The organism is Rahnella perminowiae, from assembly GCF_019049755.1.
GTDB lineage: Bacteria > Pseudomonadota > Gammaproteobacteria > Enterobacterales > Enterobacteriaceae > Rahnella > Rahnella perminowiae.
In genome coordinates this window covers 40,015-57,328 of record NZ_JAFMOS010000646.1, presented here as the reverse complement: position 1 = coordinate 57,328, position 17,314 = coordinate 40,015, and the positions used below count along the sequence as shown (strand labels likewise).

Below are 17,314 nucleotides of genomic sequence, written 5' to 3'. Positions count from 1 at the left end.
CCTTGATTTCCTTACGAATTCAGCTCACTTCCACATCAATGTGCAGTGCGTCATAGCGCCAGTATTCTAAATCGCAGTCGATGACCCGGTCGTGCTGGTCACGGTTGGTTCGCGTGATAAACAGTGCAGGGCTGCCGGGTGCCACTCTCAACGCATGCGAGGCTTCTTCACTCAGCAACGTAGGTACCATATCAAATCGTACGCGTCCGTAATGAATGTCGTAGCGCAGCGCATACAGATCGGTCAGCGATGATGTGAGATCAGCGCTGAGAATATCCTGAAAATACAGCGGATTAAGGTAGTGCTCGACATACAGTACCGGACGGTTATCGATATAACGTAACCGTCTTATGCAAATCACCTCACTCTCTGCCGGCACTAATAACTTCTGACACACCGTATCACTGGCAAGACAGTACTTCGCATCGATCACTTCGGTTTTTGCGCTGCGTCCCTGATCTTTCGCCATCGCGTGAAAATGACTTCTTTGCAGCGGGTTATAAATAATGCGCGGTGGGGACACAAACCAGCCCCGGCGCACTTCCCGGTAAATCAGACCCTGTGCCTCAAGCTGGCTCAATGCTTCCCGTAATGTGATACGGGTAGTGGAAAACTGTTCACTCAACGCGCGCTCAGAAGGCAGCCTTCCCTCTGCAGAAAATGCCCCGGCTGCAATACTTTCGCTCAATGCCTTGCAGATAACGGCAAGGGTGGTCTGCGATTCACTCATCGGTTAGCAAGCCTCATTTCAGTGCGTTTTTGCACCAATCTGACTCTGCATCGTGTCAATAATGTGCGCCCGTTAACAGCGATCAGCTTAAAACTGCTGCTTTTTCGCGCTGACATATAATTATCACAATTGAGCGTTAGATTGGCTTGGTTCTTGCTGGACTAGACCAGCACTTCACACACTATCATCTGGAGCATCCGTTATGAAACAGTTGTTCGCTTCTGTGTTAACCAGCGCGCTTGTCCTCTCCGCTTCACCGGCATTTGCCGCTGAGCCTCCTGCTGCACTCCTCAAAGCGGCACAAGCCGAAGGAACGGTAAACAGTGTCGGTATGCCTGATGACTGGGCGAACTGGAAAGGAACATGGAGTGATCTGAGCACTAAATATGGTCTGAAACACAGTGATACCGATATGAGTTCCGCCCAGGAAATCGCCAAATTCCTGGCAGAGAAGGACAATGCCAGTGCTGATATTGGTGACGTGGGCGCTGCTTTCGGACCGGTTGCTGTGCAAAAAGGCGTGACCCAGCCTTATAAACCGACAACCTGGGATCAGGTACCCGACTGGGCAAAAGATAAAGACGGTATGTGGGCGCTCGCTTACACCGGTACTATCGCCTTCATCATTGATAAATCGCAGGTTAAAGATGAGCCACACAGCTGGGCTGATCTGCTCAACAGCAAATACAAAGTGACTATTGGTGATGTGAGCACCGCAGCGCAGGCGGCAAACGGCGTGCTGGCGGCAACTTACGCGATGGGTGGGAATGAAAAGGATCTAAAACCAGGTCTGGAATATTTCGGCAAACTGGCGAAAGCAGGACGTCTGAGTCTGACGAACCCGGTGATCGCTTCTCTGGAGAAAGGTGAGGTGCAGGTTGGCGTCGTCTGGGACTTCAACGGGCTGAGCTATCGCGACAAAATCGACAGAACCCGCTTCGATGTGGTGATCCCATCGGATGGCACTATCACGTCCGGCTACACCACCATCATCAACAAATTCGCCAAACACCCAAATGCGGCAAAACTGGCACGTGAATACATCTTCTCTGATGCTGGCCAGATCAACTTAGCACAAGGTTATGCCCGCCCGATCCGTGCTGACCACATCACTCTGCCAGACGATGTAAAAGCCAAACTGCTGCCATCCAGTGAATACAAAAATGCACATCCGATTGCCGATCCGGCTGCCTGGGACAAGAGCGCGAAAACCTTGCCGCGCCTGTGGCAGGAAAACGTCATGATCAACATGCAGCAATAAATTCCTAAAAATAAGAAGAACCGGGCAGCGAAAGCATTGGTTAATGACAACACCTGTAAGAAATGAAAGGCATACATGTAATGAAAAGCATTCTGGTAGTTCTCGACGGCCTGAATTATCAGGTCGGCAACGACACAATGGGTTATTTACAGGCGCAGTGTGCCGCAGGACGTGGCCGCTTGTATCAACTGGAATGCGAATTGCCTTCGCTGTCCCGACCGCTTTATGAATGCATTCTCACCGGCATCACGCCGGTGGAGAGTGGCATCGTTCATAACCATGTTGACCGGTTATCGACACAACGCAGTATTTTTCACTATGCCCGCGACGCCGGTCTGACGACGGCTGCGGCGGCTTATCACTGGGTCAGCGAGCTGTACAACCGCACACCATTTGACCCGCCGCGTGATCGTCACACCAGTGATGAATCGCTGGCTATCCAGCACGGTCATTTCTATTACGACGACAGTTATCCTGATTCGCATTTGTTCGATGATGCCGAAAGCCTGCGACGTCGTCATGATCCCGACTTCCTGCTGATCCATCCGATGAACATTGATGATGCCGGGCATAAATTCGGCCTGTCGACACCGCAATATCGTAACAAAGCACGGATCGCAGACGGCATCCTGTCACGCTATCTGGGTGACTGGCTGGATGCCGGTTATCAGGTGATCGTGACCGCGGATCACGGCATGAATGATGACCGCAGTCACGGCGGGATTTTGCCGGAGGAGCGTCAGGTGCCGCTGTTCGTTTTTGGCAGTGCGTTCAGCTTCAAAGAGGCCGCACCGTTGCAGACCGAGTTGTGCGGAACCGTTTGTCAGATCCTTAATATTGCCCACGATAAGCCACATTGCGCGGCATTACTGGCCTGAATCCCGTCACTTTTAGAGGATACCCGATGAAAGCTAAGTGGATTGCGGCGTTGTTTATGCTGCCATTTCTGGTGTTTTTCATCGCTTTTCAGCTGGCGCCGCTGGCATGGATTGCGGTGAGCAGTTTTTACAGTGAGACGTATGAAGCCTGGGGACTGGGCAATTACACCGATATTCTGACATCACCGTTCTATTTACAGGCTATGCGTTTCTCGCTGGATATTTCCATCTGGTCGAGTTTATACGGCTTGCTTATCGCGTTGGTGGGCAGTTACTCACTTCGCCAGTTAGGCCCGACAAAGCTGCACGATTTTGTCATGTCGTTCACTAACATGACCAGCAACTTTGCCGGGGTGCCGCTGGCCTTCGCCTTCGTGATCCTGCTTGGCCTGAATGGTTGCCTGACGCTGCTGTTGAAAAAATATGGCCTGATGGAACACTTTGACCTCTATTCGAAAGACGGCCTGATTGTTCTCTATACCTATTTTCAGATCCCGCTCGGCGTGTTGCTGATGTATCCGGCATTTGATGCGCTGCGGGAGGACTGGCGTGAGTCAGCAGCCTTGCTGGGCGCGGGACGCTGGCGTTACTGGCGTCATATTGGTATTCCGGTGCTGTTCCCGGCCTTGCTCGGTACCTTCGTGATTTTGCTGGCCAATGCCCTTGGCGCGTATGCCACGGTGTATGCGCTGACCACCGGTAACTTTAACGTGGTGCCGGTGCGTATCGCGGCGTTGGTCTCGGGGGATATTTCTCTCGATCCGAACATGGGCAGTGCGCTGGCGATGTTGCTGGTGGTGCTGATGGCCTTTATCACGCTGATCCATCAGTGGTTATTGCGTAAAAGTTATCTCAGTCAGCGCAGCTGACGGGCAGAAAAAGGAACGTAAAATGTCGCGCTCTGAAGCGATTTACCACCGTGTGGTGATCTGGATTTTACTGATTGTCCTGATGTTGCCGCTGCTGGCGACGCTGGTCTATGCGCTGGTGCTGGAATGGGGTGCCACTATATTGCCTAGCGGCTTTACGCTCAAATGGCTGGTGGAATTGTGGAGTGATCCGCGTTTCCTGATTGCGCTCTGGCACTCGCTGCTGGTGTGTTTTGGCACACTTTTCCTGTCGCTGGTGCTGATCCTGCCACTCATGTTTGTGATTGCTTACTATTTTCCAAAGCTTGATGCGCTGATGAATATCCTGATCTTACTGCCGTTCGCCGTGCCACCCGTGGTGTCGTCGGTCGGTCTGATGCAACTCTATTCCGCTGAACCGCTGGCGCTGACCGGCACGCCGTGGATCCTGATCGGTTGTTACTTCACCATCGCGCTGCCGTTTATCTATCGCGCCATCTCCAACAACATGCAGGCGATCAACCTGCGTGACCTGATGGATGCGGCGCACCTGCTCGGGGCCAGCACCTGGAAAGCGGCACTGCTGGTGGTTTTACCGAACTTACGTAAAGGCGGAATGATTGCCGTCCTGCTGTCGTTTTCCTTCCTGATCGGGGAATTTGTATTCGCTAACCTGCTGGCAGGCAGCCGTTATGAAACGGTTCAGGTTTACCTCTATAACATGCGCAATGGCAGCGGCCATTTTACCAGCGCACTGGTCATCTCCTATTTCATGGTCGTCCTGATTTTCACCTGGGTGGCGAACATCCTGAACAAAGGAAAGCGCTGATTATGTCGTATTTACAGGTTACTCAACTCAATAAGTCTTACGGCCCGACGCAAATTTTCAACAACATCGATTTTTCAGCACAAGAGGGTGAATTCGTCACGCTACTGGGACCCAGCGGTTGTGGGAAATCCACACTGCTTCGCTGTCTCGCAGGGCTGACGTCGGTGGACAGCGGAAAAATTCTGATACAGGGGCAGGATATTGTGCCGTTTCCGCCGCAGCAGCGCGGTATAGGTATGGTCTTCCAGAGTTATGCGTTGTTTCCGAATATGACCGTGGAAGCTAATGTCGCATTCGGCCTGAAAATGCAAAAGATACCGGCTTCCGAGTTGCATCGCCGCGTCGGTGAAGTGCTGGAACTGGTGGAAATGAACGACTATGCCAAACGTTATCCGCATCAGCTTTCCGGTGGCCAATGTCAGCGTGTGGCGCTGGCGCGTTCACTGGTCACACAGCCGCGTCTGTTGTTGCTTGATGAACCGCTTTCCGCGCTCGATGCCCGTATCCGTAAGCATTTGCGTGAGCAAATCCGCCGTATTCAGCGTGAAATGAACCTGACGGCGATTTTCGTGACACACGATCAGGAAGAAGCGCTGACCATGTCCGATCGGATTGTGCTGATGAACAAAGGACAAATCGTCCAAAATGCTGACGCCGAAACCCTGTATACTGAACCGGTGGATGCGTTCGCCGCAGGCTTTATCGGCAGTTACAATCTGTTAAGCCCTGAACAGGCGATGGCGCTGACCGGCATACGTTATACCGGTCGCGTCGCCATCCGGCCGGAGTCGGTCACGATGTGTGAACTGACTGAGGGCATTCCGGCTAAAATTATCAGCCACAGCCTGCTCGGTAACGTCGTGCGTTATCGCGTTTTAGCGCACGGCGTTGAGCTTTCTGTGGATGTCTTAAACCGCTCTGTGGCCTCACTTCGTGCCGATGGCAGCGATATTGGTCTACAGTTAGATCTTGTTACGTTACGGGAAGTTGCATGAAACTGGCGCTGTTTGATCTCGATGAAACCCTGATTAGCGGCGACTGTTCGAGTTTGTGGTCAGCCTATATGGTGGCCAATGGCTGGGTGGCCGATGAACAGGCTTTCCTGCAACAAGATGCCGCACTGATGCAGCAATACGCTGCCGGCCAGATGGATATGCAGGAGTACATGCGTTGTACTTTGGTGCCGCTGTCCGGCCGCCGTCAACGTGATGTCGCGGCAATGGTCGCGAATTATATTCAGGATGTGATTGCCCCGCGTGTTTACGCGCAGGCGCGTGAGTGTCTGGCTGCTCACCGCGCACAGGGCGACCGGACGGTGATTATTTCCGCATCCGGTGAACATCTGGTGCAGCCAATTGCCCGTTTCCTCGGTGTTGATGAAACGCTGGCGATTGGTGTTGAAATCAAAGAAGGGCGCTTTACCGGCGCCACACAGGGGACGATGACCTACCGCGAAGGCAAAGTTTCGCGGTTACTTGAACTCATCAATCAGGACGAATCCCTGTTGCAATCAGCCAGTTTTTATTCGGATTCCCATAATGATCTGCCGTTGCTGACACGCGTTGGGCAGCCTGTGGTGGTGAATCCGGACGCCATCCTGCTCCAGCACGCCCGGCAGGCAGGATGGCCGGTCTATGCCTGGCGTTAATGGAGCTGTTTTTTCGTGTTAACCCTTTTGCATCTGTTGTCTGCTATTTCTCTGCTCGTATGGGGTACGCACATCGTGCGTACCGGCATCATGCGCGTCTTTGGCGCCAATCTGCGCCGTGTTCTGAGTAACAGTGTCGAGAAAAAACCGCTGGCGTTTGTGGCGGGGATTGGCGTAACTGCGCTGGTGCAAAGCAGTAATGCTACCGCGCTGCTGGTCACGTCGTTTGTATCGCAGGGGCTGGTGGCACTGGCGCCGGCACTGGTGATTATTCTCGGTGCAGATGTCGGGACCGCCGTGATGGCGCGTATCCTGACTTTCGATCTCTCCTGGCTTTCTCCGCTGCTGATTTTCGTCGGTGTTGCATTCTTCCTCAGCCGTAAACAAACCCGCGCGGGGCAAATGGGCCGCGTCGGTATCGGATTGGGTCTGATTTTACTGGCGCTGGAACTGATTGTGGGCGCAGCAACACCGATCATGCAGGCCTCCGGCGTGAAAGTTTTATTCTCCTCACTGACGGGTGATGTACTGCTCGATGCTCTGACCGGCGCAGTGTTTGCCATCATCAGTTATTCCAGTCTGGCTGCTGTGTTGCTGACCGCAACCCTTGCCGCAACCGGCGTGATTTCGCTTAAAGTATCGCTGTGTCTGGTCATCGGTGCCAATCTTGGCAGCGGGCTGCTGGCGATGATTAACGCCAGTAAAATGAACGCTGCCGGTCGCCGGGTCGCGCTCGGCAGCACGTTGTTTAAACTGATTGGTTTAGTGATTGTGCTGCCGTTTGTCGGACCGTTGTCGACCCAACTGGCGCGGCTTGGGATCCCGGATGAGGAACTGGTGATTTATTTTCACATGTTCTACAACCTGATCCGTTGTCTGGCAATGGTGCCGCTGACTGCGCCGATGGCGAAGATTTGCCAGATGATGATTGCCGATGTGCCGGAAGATGATCCGCGTCTGCGCCCGCGTCATCTTGACGTCAGCGCGATAGATACACCGACGCTGGCGCTGGCCAATGCCGCCCGCGAGACTTTGCGCATGGGCGACGTGGTCGAACATATGCTGATCCTCAACCGGGAAGTGATGCACGGTAAACTGGCGCAGGATCGCGAAGTGCGGCGTCTCGACGATGACGTTGATGTGTTGTACACCGCCATCAAACTGTATCTGGCGCAAATCAATAAAGAAGGGTTGGGCGAAGATGATTCCCGCCGCTGGGCAGAAATTATCGAAATGGCGCTCAACCTCGAACAGGCCGGTGACATTATCGAACGTATGACCGGCGATATCACCGCCAAATCCCACGCTACGCGCCGCGCGTTCTCGCCTGAAGGCTTGGTGGAACTGGATGCCTTACATGAAAAATTACAAGATAATCTGCGTCTGAGTTTGGGGGTATTCCTGTCAAACGATCTCACCAGCGCACGCCGTCTGCGACGTTCCAAACACCGCTTCCGCATTCTTGACCGCCGTTACGCGCATGCCCATGTTGATCGCTTGCATCAGCATAATGTGCAGAGTATTGAAACCAGTTCGCTCCACCTCGGGTTACTGGGAGATATGAAACGTCTGAACTCACTGTTCTGTGCGGTGGCGTATAACGTGCTGGATCAGGATGAGCAGGAAGACGAGCAGCGCGAACCGAATGATGATGCGCAACGGGTGTAGTCCGAATAAAAACGGGCGCTGAGGAAGGCGCCCGTTTCTTTTTCCTGTTTTTTTACGGTCTGGACATCAGTCTTTTTTGACCGGTTTGCCGGACCAGTAACCGGCCAGTAAAGAACCTGAAAGATTATGCCAGACCGAGAACAATGCACCCGGCAGTGCGGCCAGCGGGGTGAAGTAGATTTTCCCCAGCGTCGCGGCTAAGCCTGAGTTCTGCATCCCGACTTCCATCGCCAGCGTGCGACAGGTGGTTTCGTCAAAGCCAAACAGTTTTCCACCCCAGTAACCGCTCAGTAAACCAATGCCGTTGTGCAGAATAACCGCCACAATCACGATCAGTCCCACAGAACCGATAAAGCCCTGACTGCCCGCCACGACGGCGCTGATAATGGCGATAATGCACACCATTGAGAAAAGCGGCAGCAGCGGTTCGATGCGTTTTACGGTTTTCGTGAACAGATGATGAATAATCAGACCGGCTAAAATCGGGATGACGACGATTTGCAAAATGCTCAACAGCATGCCTTCCACATCGACCTTGATGTGTGTATCAACATACAGACGTGTTAGCAATGGCGTGGCGAAAACACCAACCAGCGTGGAAACCGCAGAAATCGTCACGGAAAGCGCGACGTCACCTTTCGCCAGATAAATCATAACATTAGAAGCGGTTCCGCTGGCCACGCTGCCAACCAGAATCATCCCTGCCGATAAATCTGCGGGCATATGGAACAGCTTTGCCAGTACCCATGCCGCCAGCGGCATGACCAGATAATGCAGGAAAGTAGCGGCAGCAACCGGGCCGGGCCGGGAAAGCACGCGTTTGAAATCACCGAATTCGAGAGTGACGCCCATCGCGAACATGATCAGCATCAGCAGGGTAGAAACGTGCGGGCCGATCGGCGTAAACGTGCCGGGCGAATAGTAGGCCGCAACGGATAACAGCGCGGCCCACAACGGGAACAGGCGGGTTATTATGGCTAACATTGAGGATGATCCTTGTCTTTGTTGTTTTGCAAAAGTACAGACAAAAAAAAGACCGGGCACGTGGCCCGGTCTTCTCAGATACCGCGCCCGTCTTTATTCGAATAGGTTGCGGTGTAGAGTTTTAACAACCTGATCGGCATCGTTGCCCGGCACCAGGAAGCATAAATTGTAGCTACTTGCGCCGTAGCAAATCATGCGGATATTGAACGGATCCAGTACGCCGAAGACTTCTTTGCCGACGCCACAGGCCTGTGACAGTTTGTTACCGATAATCGCGATCAGTGCCAGATTTTCTTCGACTTCCACGCGGCACAGTGAGGATAATTCTGTCAGCAGCGAGGTGGTCAGCAGGCTGTCACCCGAGGATGTGGAACCGGTGGTATCCAGCGTCAGTGCGACGCTGACTTCGGACGTTGTGATCAGATCAACAGAGATGCTGTGACGAGCCAGAATGCCAAACACTTCGGCGAGGAAACCGCGTGAATGGAGCATACTCAGGCTGTGCAGCGTGACCAGCGTTTGTCTGCGGCGCAGGGCTATCGCGCGGAACAGCGGCGGATTATCGCTGGTATCACACACCAGGGTGCCACCGCCTGACGGGTCCTTGCTCGAGCCTACAAACACCGGAATACCGCGGCGCACCGCTGGCAGCAGCGTTGCAGGATGCAGAACTTTCGCACCAAAAGTCGCCATTTCAGCCGCTTCTTCAAATGCTATACGGTCAATACGTTTTGCCGCCGGCACCAGACGTGGATCGGTAGTATAAATCCCCGGTACGTCCGTCCAGATATCCACCCGGGAAACGCTCAGCGCTTCGCCTAACAATGCGGCGGTATAATCGCTGCCACCACGGCCAAGTGTCGTGGTACGCCCTTTGCCTTCAGAACCGATAAAACCTTGTGTGATCACCAGAGCGTCCTGCAAGCGCGGTTGCAACTGCTGAACGGTTAACTCGTTTAATGCCTGAGTATCTGGCTCCGCCCGGCCAAAGCGATCATTGGTGCGCATAATTTTACGCACGTCGAACCATTCCACCGGCACGTTACGCTGGCGAATGATTTCAACAAACAGCAGAGTAGACATCAGTTCGCCATGGCTCACCAGTTCGTCAGTCAGCGCGGTAGATGTCGCCAGGCTCGCCGCTTCTGACAACATAGCGATATTTTCCAGCATGCGGCCGATTTCTTCGCGGATCACTGTCGGATTATCGAGGCGGTCGATGATAGCGCTCTGGATGCGCCGAATTTCATCAAGCAGGAACACCCGTCGTTCGGTTTCTTTACCTTCGGCCAGCTCGACTAATAAATTGGTGACGCCCGCAGAGGCGGAGAGGACAACCAGACGCACTTCAGGACGCGACAGCACGATATCCGCGCTGCGGTTCATTGCGTCGAAATCCGCCACGCTGGTACCGCCGAATTTGGCGACGATGACATTACCCAAAGGCTGCTGACTGGCGTTGCGGGATACTGCGTGATTCATGTAAAACCTCGTGTCCGGGTCGTCATACCATGACGGCCATCGATTCCATAAGAATTGGCACAAAGGGAAGAGCGGGAAACGGGAGCAGGCGTAGAGATACTACGATACACCCAGAAGCGCCCCACCTAGCCGACACCCTTTTGGGGTGTTCCGGTGACAACCCAGGGGATTCAGCCCCTGTAGTCGATCGTTCGCCTGCCGCGGGCTTATGATCTCGGCGCCGCTCCCCCTGATGTATCTTCGTAGGATTTCGGCTCCTCCGATACACTGCCTGGGCGACGCGCCTCTTCTGGCTCGCGCACCGAGCGCGCGAGTTAGGCGCTTAGGAATAGCCGTTTATCGCCCGTCTGTCAACGGTCAGGCAGCGCATGCGCTACATTTTGAGCGATTCTCATCTAATATTGTTCTCTGTCATTGTGATTAAGCAGATCTGACCTATCGCAAGAAAAGGCATCTCTTCCCGGGAACTTCAGGCTACAATCGGGACAGTTACCTCATATTTATTCTCAGCCTAAGAGCATTGCTATGAAAAATATCAATCCAACTCAGACCGCTGCCTGGCAAGCCCTGCAGCAGCATTTCGACAAGATGAAAGATGTGCAGATTAGCCATCTGTTTGCTGAAGATGGTGATCGTTTCTCCAAATTCTCTGCCACGTTTGAAGACCAGATGCTGGTCGATTTCTCTAAAAACCGTATCACTGCAGAGACGCTCGATAAACTGCAGGCGCTGGCGAAAGAGACTGACCTTCAGGGCGCAATCAAATCGATGTTCTCTGGCGAGAAGATCAACCGCACCGAAGACCGTGCTGTTCTGCACGTAGCCCTGCGTAACCGCAGCAACACACCAATCATCGTGGACGGCAAAGATGTTATGCCGGAAGTGAACGCAGTTCTGGCGAAAATTAAAGGTTTCACCGGGCGCGTTATCGGTGGCGAGTGGAAAGGGTATACCGGCAAAGCCATCACTGATGTGGTGAACATCGGGATCGGCGGTTCAGACCTCGGTCCGTTCATGGTGACTGAAGCACTGCGTCCGTACAAAAATCATCTGAATATGCATTTCGTCTCCAACGTAGATGGCACGCATATCGCTGAAACGTTGAAAGATTTGTCTCCGGAAACCACGCTGTTCCTGGTGGCATCAAAAACCTTCACCACACAGGAAACCATGACCAACGCCCACAGCGCGCGTGACTGGTTCCTGGAAACTGCCGGCGACAACAAACACGTGGCGAAACACTTCGCTGCGCTGTCTACCAACGGTAAAGCAGTGAGCGAGTTTGGTATCGATACCGACAACATGTTCGAATTCTGGGACTGGGTCGGCGGTCGTTACTCTCTGTGGTCAGCAATCGGTCTGTCTATCGCGTTGTCTGTTGGGTTCGATAACTTCGAACAATTGCTGAGCGGTGCTCATGCAATGGACAAACACTTCGCGAATACGCCGGCTGAGAAAAACCTGCCGGTGCTGCTGGCACTGATCGGCATCTGGTATAACGATTTCTACGGCACTGAAACCGAAGCTATCCTGCCATACGACCAGTACATGCACCGTTTTGCCGCTTACTTCCAGCAAGGCAACATGGAATCTAACGGTAAGTTCGTTGACCGTAACGGTAATCCGGTGGATTACCAGACGGGCCCGATCATCTGGGGTGAGCCGGGCACTAACGGCCAGCATGCGTTTTATCAGCTGATTCACCAGGGGACTAAAATCATCCCTTGTGACTTCATTGCGCCAGCCATCAGCCATAACCCGCTGAGCGATCACCACGCGAAACTGCTGTCTAACTTCTTCGCCCAGACGGAAGCGCTGGCATTCGGTAAATCTCTGGACGTTGTCGAGAAAGAATTCGCCGATCAGGGCAAAAAACCGGAAGACGTGAAACACGTTGCGCCGTTCAAAGTGTTCGAAGGGAACCGTCCGACCAACTCCATCCTGCTGCGTGAAATCACGCCTTACAGCCTGGGTGCGTTGATCGCGATGTACGAACACAAAATCTTTACTCAGGGCGTGATCCTCAACATCTACACCTTCGACCAATGGGGTGTAGAACTGGGTAAACAACTGGCAAACCGTATCCTGCCAGAACTGGAAGATGACAAAGACGTGACCGGGCATGACAGTTCGACTAACGGCCTGATCAACCGCTTCAAAAACTGGCGCTAATACCCGTTATCCTTCGCGCTGCCCCGGCGTTGGCTGCCTTCATGAACCCCGCTCACATACTTGTGTATGCTCCCGGGGATTCATTCAGTTGCCGCCTGGATGCAACACGAATGATTTAGGGCATTAAGGTTTTTATACGTCAAAATAAAAGGGTTAGCCTTCACCGGCTGGCCCTTTTTTAATGGCGCTTTTCCTGTGCTGACTCTGTGGTATTCTGCGGGTATTAATAACAAAAGTGGGATGTAGATCACATGGCAGGATCAAAGCGGGCATTAATGATATCCGTCATTATGCAGCGAATTTTGAACATATTCTTATTAGGACTGGCCGCAATCCTGATGATTTTTATCGGGCGTGAAACCTACCACTTAGCAATGGTGCTGTTCGTGAATAACGATCAGTCGTCCTCGTATCTGCTCATCGAGGGGATTGTGATTTACTTCCTCTATTTTGAGTTTATTGCTCTGATAATTAAATATTTTTCATCGGGCTATCATTTCCCTTTACGCTATTTTATTTACATCGGTATCACCGCGATCATCCGTTTGATCATCGTTGATCACAAAAGTCCTTACGACACATTGGTTTACGCCTGCGCCATCCTGGTGCTGGTTGTGACGCTGTTCCTGGCCAATGGCGAACGTCTGCGTCGCGAATAAATGAGGCAATTACTGCCTCGCATTCATACGCTAGAATGTGAGGCAGATAATTCATTGGAGGTATGAACACCTTCATTACGGAGCCATTGATGTCTGATTCCCATTCCACCGAAAAATCCCCGATCCACTGGTTTGACGATCCTTCGCAGGTGCCTGCGGATGTGGCTGACTGGCTGATGGAAATGGGATCCATGACCCGCCGGTTTGAAAAACAGGGTGTGACCGTCACCGTGAAACCGCAAAACGAATGTTTTGTCAGCCGCGAAGAACTGGGTGAAAGCGAGGCGCAGCAGTTGCCGGAAAGCGCCCGTTACTGGATCCGGGAAATCGTATTGTTTGGTGACGCACAACCGTGGCTGCTGGGGCGCACGGTCATTCCTGAAGAAACACTGACCGGGCCAGATCTGGCGCTGGTCGATTTAGGGACTGTGCCGCTGGGCCGCTACCTGTTCAGTGGCAATAATCTGTCCCGTGATTATATCCATCTGGGTCAATTACACAGTGAGCAGGGCGAGTTATGGGCACGCCGTTCCCGCCTGCGCTTGTCTGACAAGCCGCTGTTGTTGACCGAAATTTTCCTACCGGACTCACCGGTTCATCGTCCGCAAAGTCAGGCGGAGCAGGAATGAGTCAGACTAACCAAGCAGGAGAACAAAGAGTGTCAGGAAGTATGACTCAGGGCACATGGCGTGATTACTGCCGCCTGATGCGTATTGATAAGCCGATCGGCTCATTGTTGCTGTTGTGGCCAACGTTATGGGCACTGTGGGTAGCCGGTGGCGGAATGCCCTCTGCGAAGATTTTGCTGGTCTTCGTGCTGGGCGTGTTTTTCATGCGTGCCGCCGGTTGCGTAGTGAATGACTACGCCGATCGCAAATTTGATGGTCATGTAAAACGTACCGCTCAACGGCCATTGCCGAGCGGGACGATCACTGGCAAGCAGGCGAAAATATTATTCGTCGGACTGGTGCTGGTGTCATTCCTGCTGGTTTTGCTGCTTAACCGCATGACCATTTTACTGTCTCTGGCCGGACTGGCGCTGGCATGGATTTACCCATTCATGAAGCGCGTCAGTCATCTGCCTCAGGTCGTTTTAGGCGCAGCGTTTGGCTGGGCTATCCCGATGGCTTATGCGGCGGTGAGCGAAAGTGTGCCGCTCAGTTGCTGGTTAATGTTCGTGGCAAATATCTGCTGGACGGTGGCTTACGATACGCAATACGCGATGGTCGATCGTGACGATGATGTGAAAATCGGCGTGAAATCGACAGCGATTTTGTTCGGACGTTTTGACACGCTGATCATCGGCCTGCTGCAACTGGCAACGCTGGTTCTGATGGGCATTGTCGGCCATCTTTCCCAGCTCGGTGCACCGTTTTACTGGTCGCTGCTGCTGGCTGCTGCGCTGTTTGTACATCAGCAGAAGCTGATTGCCAAACGTGAACGTGATGCCTGTTTCCTGGCTTTCCGCCAGAACAATTATGTCGGGCTGGTGCTGTTCCTCGGCATTCTGATGAGCCTGTCAGGGTTCACGTTGTAAATATTCCTGAACTGATTCAACGCCCATAAAAAAACGCCCGGCCTCCGTAAAGAGTCCGGGCGTTTTTATGCAGCCAGCACTGGCTGGCGCTAATGGCGGTTAATGATTGGTATCGCGCACATCCAGCTTCGGCTCCGCCGGAGGCGCAGTCGGTTGCGGCAAATCAGACGGCATACCCGCACTCTCAATGGTCAGCTTGATGTCTGATGTCATCAGATCACTGAGCATGAGATAAATTTCACGTGTTTGTTCCTGAATGGCATCACCGCTGTCACTGATATAGCCTTCAGCGCGAAGTGTGCCGACCAGCGTCGAGAAAACGGCTTTATCGAAGAATTCAGGGGCATTGATACCGTGCAGTACGGACAAACGCTGCGCCATAATCCGGCTCTCTTTTTCCAGCGCACCACGGTTGATACTTGGGTTATTGGTGAGCAGGGAGAAGGTAATCGCGTAGCGTTGCAGCGTTTCACGTACACCGGCCGCCAGCAGTTGCAGGGTACGGATCCGCGCCGGATTAAGGGTCAGTTCATCATCTTCAAGATGAATGATTTGCTGACGTGCCAGTTCCAGCGTCAAAACATCCAGTACCTGTGGCAGCTCAGACGTCTCGAAATGCATAAACAATTCGGCTTTGAGCATCGGATAAATCAGTTCGACCTGACGCAGTAATTCCGCGCGGCTGACCTGACGGTGGTGCATCACAATGCTTGAAATCAGCGACGGCAACACCAGCATATGATGGATGTTGTTGCGGTAGTACGTCATCAGAACGGCCTGTTCGCGAGGCAGTACGATGATGTCGCCAATGTTGTCTTTCTCAACCTGGAACTTGTTCATGTTCAGCGCGTGATCGAGCAACTGATCGGCAGTCAGATCCGGCACCGTTGAATCCGCGTTGTAAGGTACGTTACGCAGTAATTGCAGGTAGCAGTCTATTTGCTCGGTCAGTTGTTCACGAGTCAGTGAACGCTGACGGGACGCCAGCAGCGCGGTACAACACAAGTTCATAGCATTGGCAGCCGCTGAATTGTTGATACGCACCATGATCTGTTCTGCTAAGTCCTGTACCGTTGGCGTCAGCCAGCTCGGACGTTGTGCTTCGATCGGGTCGATGGCTTCACGCCAGGTCGGCACATTCTGGTTCAGGTAAGTGGTCAGATGCAGCGGTTCACCAAAGTTCACATAACCCTGGCCGAGATTGCGCAGCTTGCGCAAGCCGTTAAGCATTTGCGTCAGGCTTTCTTTCTCTTTAGTCGCACCGCGCAATTCTTTGGCGTACGTACCGACTTCCATGACGTGCTCATAACCGATGTAAATTGGCACCAGCGTGATCGGGCGTGAACCACCGCGCAACATGGCCTGAATAGTCATGGCCAGCGTACCGGTTTTCGGCTCCAGCAGGCGTCCGGTTCGCGAACGCCCCCCTTCCACAAAGTATTCCACCGAATAACCACGGCTGAATAGTTCGCCCAGATATTCACGGAACACCGTTGAATAGAGCTTGTTGCCTTTGAAGGTTCGACGAATAAAGAACGCGCCCAGACGGCGGAAAATCGGGCCAGCTGGCCAGAAATTCAGGTTGATGCCAGCGGCAATATGCGGCGGTACCAGCCCCTGATGATAGAGCACGTAAGACAGAAGCAGATAGTCCATGTGGCTGCGGTGGCAGGGCACATACACAATTTCCTGACCGTCCAGCGCCAGCTGGCGTACACGCTCAGCATTATTAACATTGATGCCTTTGTACAAACGGTTCCACGTCCAGCTCAGTACGCGATCAGAGAGGCGCACGGCTTCATAAGAGAAGTCAGCGGCAATCTCTTCCATCAGGGCGATGGCATTTTGCTGGGCTTTTTCGTGGGAAATTTTCTTGCTGCGGGCTTCGTCTTCAATCGCTTTTTCAATGGCTTTTGAGGACAGCAATTTGTTGAACAAGTCCTGACGTGCCGGAAGACGTGGGCCAACGGCGGCCAGACGTTGACGGGAGAAGTGCATCCGCGCCACACGTGCCAGCTTTTGAGCAATGGTTTTATCTGTGCCGTGTTCCGTCGCCATATAACGCAGGGAAACAGTATTGGAGAAGCGGACAAAACTGTCCCGCCCCAGCCAAAGCACAGCGAAGAATTTCTGGATGCCGTTCAGTACGCGCAGATGTGGCGTGTCATCCTGACCTTCACGGCCCGGTGCCCGACCAAACATCACCGACACCGGCAACATCTGAATGTCTAAATCCGGGTTATTGCGGTGCAAATCAAGGTAGTCGTGGAACAGCTTTACGGATTCCTGCTTCGGCGTGTAATAAGAGAATACGCGCGGACCTTCAGCAATAAAGACATGGCTTGGCAGCAGGGTTCCGTCAATTTCCAGCGGAATAAGGGGATCAGGCAGATTCTGTGCCAGACATTGCGCACGCAACGTCAGCAAATCGGCTTTGGAATTATAGGGCAATACATACAAAATCGGCCGCGTCGGGTCTAAATGCAACTCGGTAACCGGATCTGAAGGTATGACCTTGCTCTTTACCAGCAATGAGAGCGGTAAATTCAATAATGTGTAATAAAGTCTACGCCAACCTGACATAAAAACGTGAAGCCTCTTGTTAGCCATTTCGCCGC

15 protein-coding genes and 1 riboswitch are annotated in these 17,314 nt (G+C 53.0%); of the genes, 11 read left to right on the top strand and 4 right to left on the bottom strand.

The window, feature by feature from the left end; translation table 11 throughout:
• Nucleotides 1-19: 19 nt before the first annotated feature.
• The gene (locus J1785_RS26530) at nucleotides 20-730 is read right to left on the bottom strand and encodes a UTRA domain-containing protein (protein ID WP_217221062.1); all 711 of its coding nucleotides are present in this window, start codon (nucleotides 728-730) and stop codon (nucleotides 20-22) included.
• A gap of 202 nt (nucleotides 731-932) precedes the next feature.
• On the opposite strand from J1785_RS26530, the gene J1785_RS26525 reads away from it, so the two are divergent.
• The 7 genes from J1785_RS26525 (at nucleotide 933) to J1785_RS26495 (ending at nucleotide 7,862) form a co-directional block, all read left to right on the top strand.
• Nucleotides 933-1,991 carry an ABC transporter substrate-binding protein gene (locus J1785_RS26525; RefSeq protein WP_129954846.1) on the top strand — a complete coding sequence of 353 codons (1,059 nt, stop codon included), beginning with the start codon at nucleotides 933-935 and terminating at the stop codon, nucleotides 1,989-1,991.
• 80 nt (nucleotides 1,992-2,071) lie between these two features.
• Entirely contained in the window at nucleotides 2,072-2,869 is a 798-nt protein-coding gene (locus J1785_RS26520; RefSeq protein ID WP_129991926.1) for an alkaline phosphatase family protein, read from the top strand.
• A gap of 26 nt (nucleotides 2,870-2,895) precedes the next feature.
• A complete protein-coding gene (locus J1785_RS26515) occupies nucleotides 2,896-3,738 on the top strand; it encodes an ABC transporter permease (RefSeq protein WP_129954844.1) in 843 nt (280 codons plus the stop codon).
• A 22-nt stretch (nucleotides 3,739-3,760) separates the two neighbouring features.
• Complete coding sequence (locus tag J1785_RS26510; protein ID WP_129954843.1) at nucleotides 3,761-4,546, top strand: ABC transporter permease; 786 nt, start codon at nucleotides 3,761-3,763, stop codon at nucleotides 4,544-4,546.
• A 2-nt stretch (nucleotides 4,547-4,548) separates the two neighbouring features.
• Complete coding sequence (locus J1785_RS26505; RefSeq protein ID WP_217221061.1) at nucleotides 4,549-5,541, top strand: ABC transporter ATP-binding protein; 993 nt, start codon at nucleotides 4,549-4,551, stop codon at nucleotides 5,539-5,541.
• The gene (locus J1785_RS26500) at nucleotides 5,538-6,194 is read left to right on the top strand and encodes an HAD family hydrolase (protein WP_129954841.1); all 657 of its coding nucleotides are present in this window, start codon (nucleotides 5,538-5,540) and stop codon (nucleotides 6,192-6,194) included. The genes J1785_RS26505 and J1785_RS26500 overlap by 4 nt, the downstream gene beginning before the upstream one ends.
• A 15-nt stretch (nucleotides 6,195-6,209) precedes the next feature.
• Nucleotides 6,210-7,862, top strand: coding sequence for a Na/Pi cotransporter family protein (locus tag J1785_RS26495; RefSeq protein WP_015699010.1), 1,653 nt, complete (start codon nucleotides 6,210-6,212; stop codon nucleotides 7,860-7,862).
• Between the two features lie 66 nt (nucleotides 7,863-7,928).
• On the opposite strand, the gene panS is transcribed toward J1785_RS26495, so the two are convergent.
• Together panS and lysC are read right to left on the bottom strand one after the other, a co-directional pair.
• Nucleotides 7,929-8,846: a ketopantoate/pantoate/pantothenate transporter PanS gene (gene panS / locus J1785_RS26490; protein WP_217221060.1), complete on the bottom strand. Its 918-nt coding sequence runs from the start codon at nucleotides 8,844-8,846 to the stop codon at nucleotides 7,929-7,931.
• A gap of 93 nt (nucleotides 8,847-8,939) precedes the next feature.
• Nucleotides 8,940-10,328, bottom strand: coding sequence for a lysine-sensitive aspartokinase 3 (lysC, locus tag J1785_RS26485; protein WP_129991930.1), 1,389 nt, complete (start codon nucleotides 10,326-10,328; stop codon nucleotides 8,940-8,942).
• A 106-nt stretch (nucleotides 10,329-10,434) separates the two neighbouring features.
• Nucleotides 10,435-10,625: riboswitch (Lysine riboswitch) on the bottom strand.
• Between the two features lie 228 nt (nucleotides 10,626-10,853).
• Between lysC and pgi the strand changes: the two genes are divergently transcribed.
• The 4 genes from pgi to ubiA all read left to right on the top strand — a co-directional run bounded on the left by pgi (nucleotide 10,854) and on the right by ubiA (nucleotide 14,696).
• The gene (gene pgi / locus J1785_RS26480; protein ID WP_129991931.1) at nucleotides 10,854-12,500 is read left to right on the top strand and encodes a glucose-6-phosphate isomerase; all 1,647 of its coding nucleotides are present in this window, start codon (nucleotides 10,854-10,856) and stop codon (nucleotides 12,498-12,500) included.
• Between the two features lie 251 nt (nucleotides 12,501-12,751).
• Nucleotides 12,752-13,159 carry a phosphate-starvation-inducible protein PsiE gene (gene psiE / locus J1785_RS26475; protein ID WP_129954837.1) on the top strand — a complete coding sequence of 136 codons (408 nt, stop codon included), beginning with the start codon at nucleotides 12,752-12,754 and terminating at the stop codon, nucleotides 13,157-13,159.
• Between the two features lie 89 nt (nucleotides 13,160-13,248).
• Entirely contained in the window at nucleotides 13,249-13,788 is a 540-nt protein-coding gene (gene ubiC, locus J1785_RS26470; RefSeq protein WP_129954836.1) for a chorismate lyase, read from the top strand.
• 41 nt (nucleotides 13,789-13,829) lie between these two features.
• Nucleotides 13,830-14,696: a 4-hydroxybenzoate octaprenyltransferase gene (ubiA, locus tag J1785_RS26465; protein ID WP_217221066.1), complete on the top strand. Its 867-nt coding sequence runs from the start codon at nucleotides 13,830-13,832 to the stop codon at nucleotides 14,694-14,696.
• Between the two features lie 99 nt (nucleotides 14,697-14,795).
• Here ubiA and plsB read toward each other — a convergent pair whose 3' ends face one another.
• A complete protein-coding gene (plsB, locus tag J1785_RS26460) occupies nucleotides 14,796-17,279 on the bottom strand; it encodes a glycerol-3-phosphate 1-O-acyltransferase PlsB (protein WP_129954834.1) in 2,484 nt (827 codons plus the stop codon).
• Between the last annotated feature and the right edge of the window lie 35 nt (nucleotides 17,280-17,314).

Excerpts from the sequence above, each read along its gene's own strand:
- J1785_RS26530 (WP_217221062.1), bottom strand. The coding sequence starts at position 730 with ATGAGTGAATCGCAGACCACCCTTGCCGTTATCTGCAAGGCATTGAGC.
- J1785_RS26525 (WP_129954846.1), top strand. The coding sequence starts at position 933 with ATGAAACAGTTGTTCGCTTCTGTGTTAACCAGCGCGCTTGTCCTCTCC.
- J1785_RS26520 (WP_129991926.1), top strand. The coding sequence starts at position 2,072 with ATGAAAAGCATTCTGGTAGTTCTCGACGGCCTGAATTATCAGGTCGGC.
- J1785_RS26515 (WP_129954844.1), top strand. The coding sequence starts at position 2,896 with ATGAAAGCTAAGTGGATTGCGGCGTTGTTTATGCTGCCATTTCTGGTG.
- J1785_RS26510 (WP_129954843.1), top strand. The coding sequence starts at position 3,761 with ATGTCGCGCTCTGAAGCGATTTACCACCGTGTGGTGATCTGGATTTTA.
- J1785_RS26505 (WP_217221061.1), top strand. The coding sequence starts at position 4,549 with ATGTCGTATTTACAGGTTACTCAACTCAATAAGTCTTACGGCCCGACG.
- J1785_RS26500 (WP_129954841.1), top strand. The coding sequence starts at position 5,538 with ATGAAACTGGCGCTGTTTGATCTCGATGAAACCCTGATTAGCGGCGAC.
- panS (WP_217221060.1), bottom strand. The coding sequence starts at position 8,846 with ATGTTAGCCATAATAACCCGCCTGTTCCCGTTGTGGGCCGCGCTGTTA.
- lysC (WP_129991930.1), bottom strand. The coding sequence starts at position 10,328 with ATGAATCACGCAGTATCCCGCAACGCCAGTCAGCAGCCTTTGGGTAAT.
- pgi (WP_129991931.1), top strand. The coding sequence starts at position 10,854 with ATGAAAAATATCAATCCAACTCAGACCGCTGCCTGGCAAGCCCTGCAG.
- psiE (WP_129954837.1), top strand. The coding sequence starts at position 12,752 with ATGGCAGGATCAAAGCGGGCATTAATGATATCCGTCATTATGCAGCGA.
- ubiC (WP_129954836.1), top strand. The coding sequence starts at position 13,249 with ATGTCTGATTCCCATTCCACCGAAAAATCCCCGATCCACTGGTTTGAC.
- ubiA (WP_217221066.1), top strand. The coding sequence starts at position 13,830 with ATGACTCAGGGCACATGGCGTGATTACTGCCGCCTGATGCGTATTGAT.
- plsB (WP_129954834.1), bottom strand. The coding sequence starts at position 17,279 with ATGTCAGGTTGGCGTAGACTTTATTACACATTATTGAATTTACCGCTC.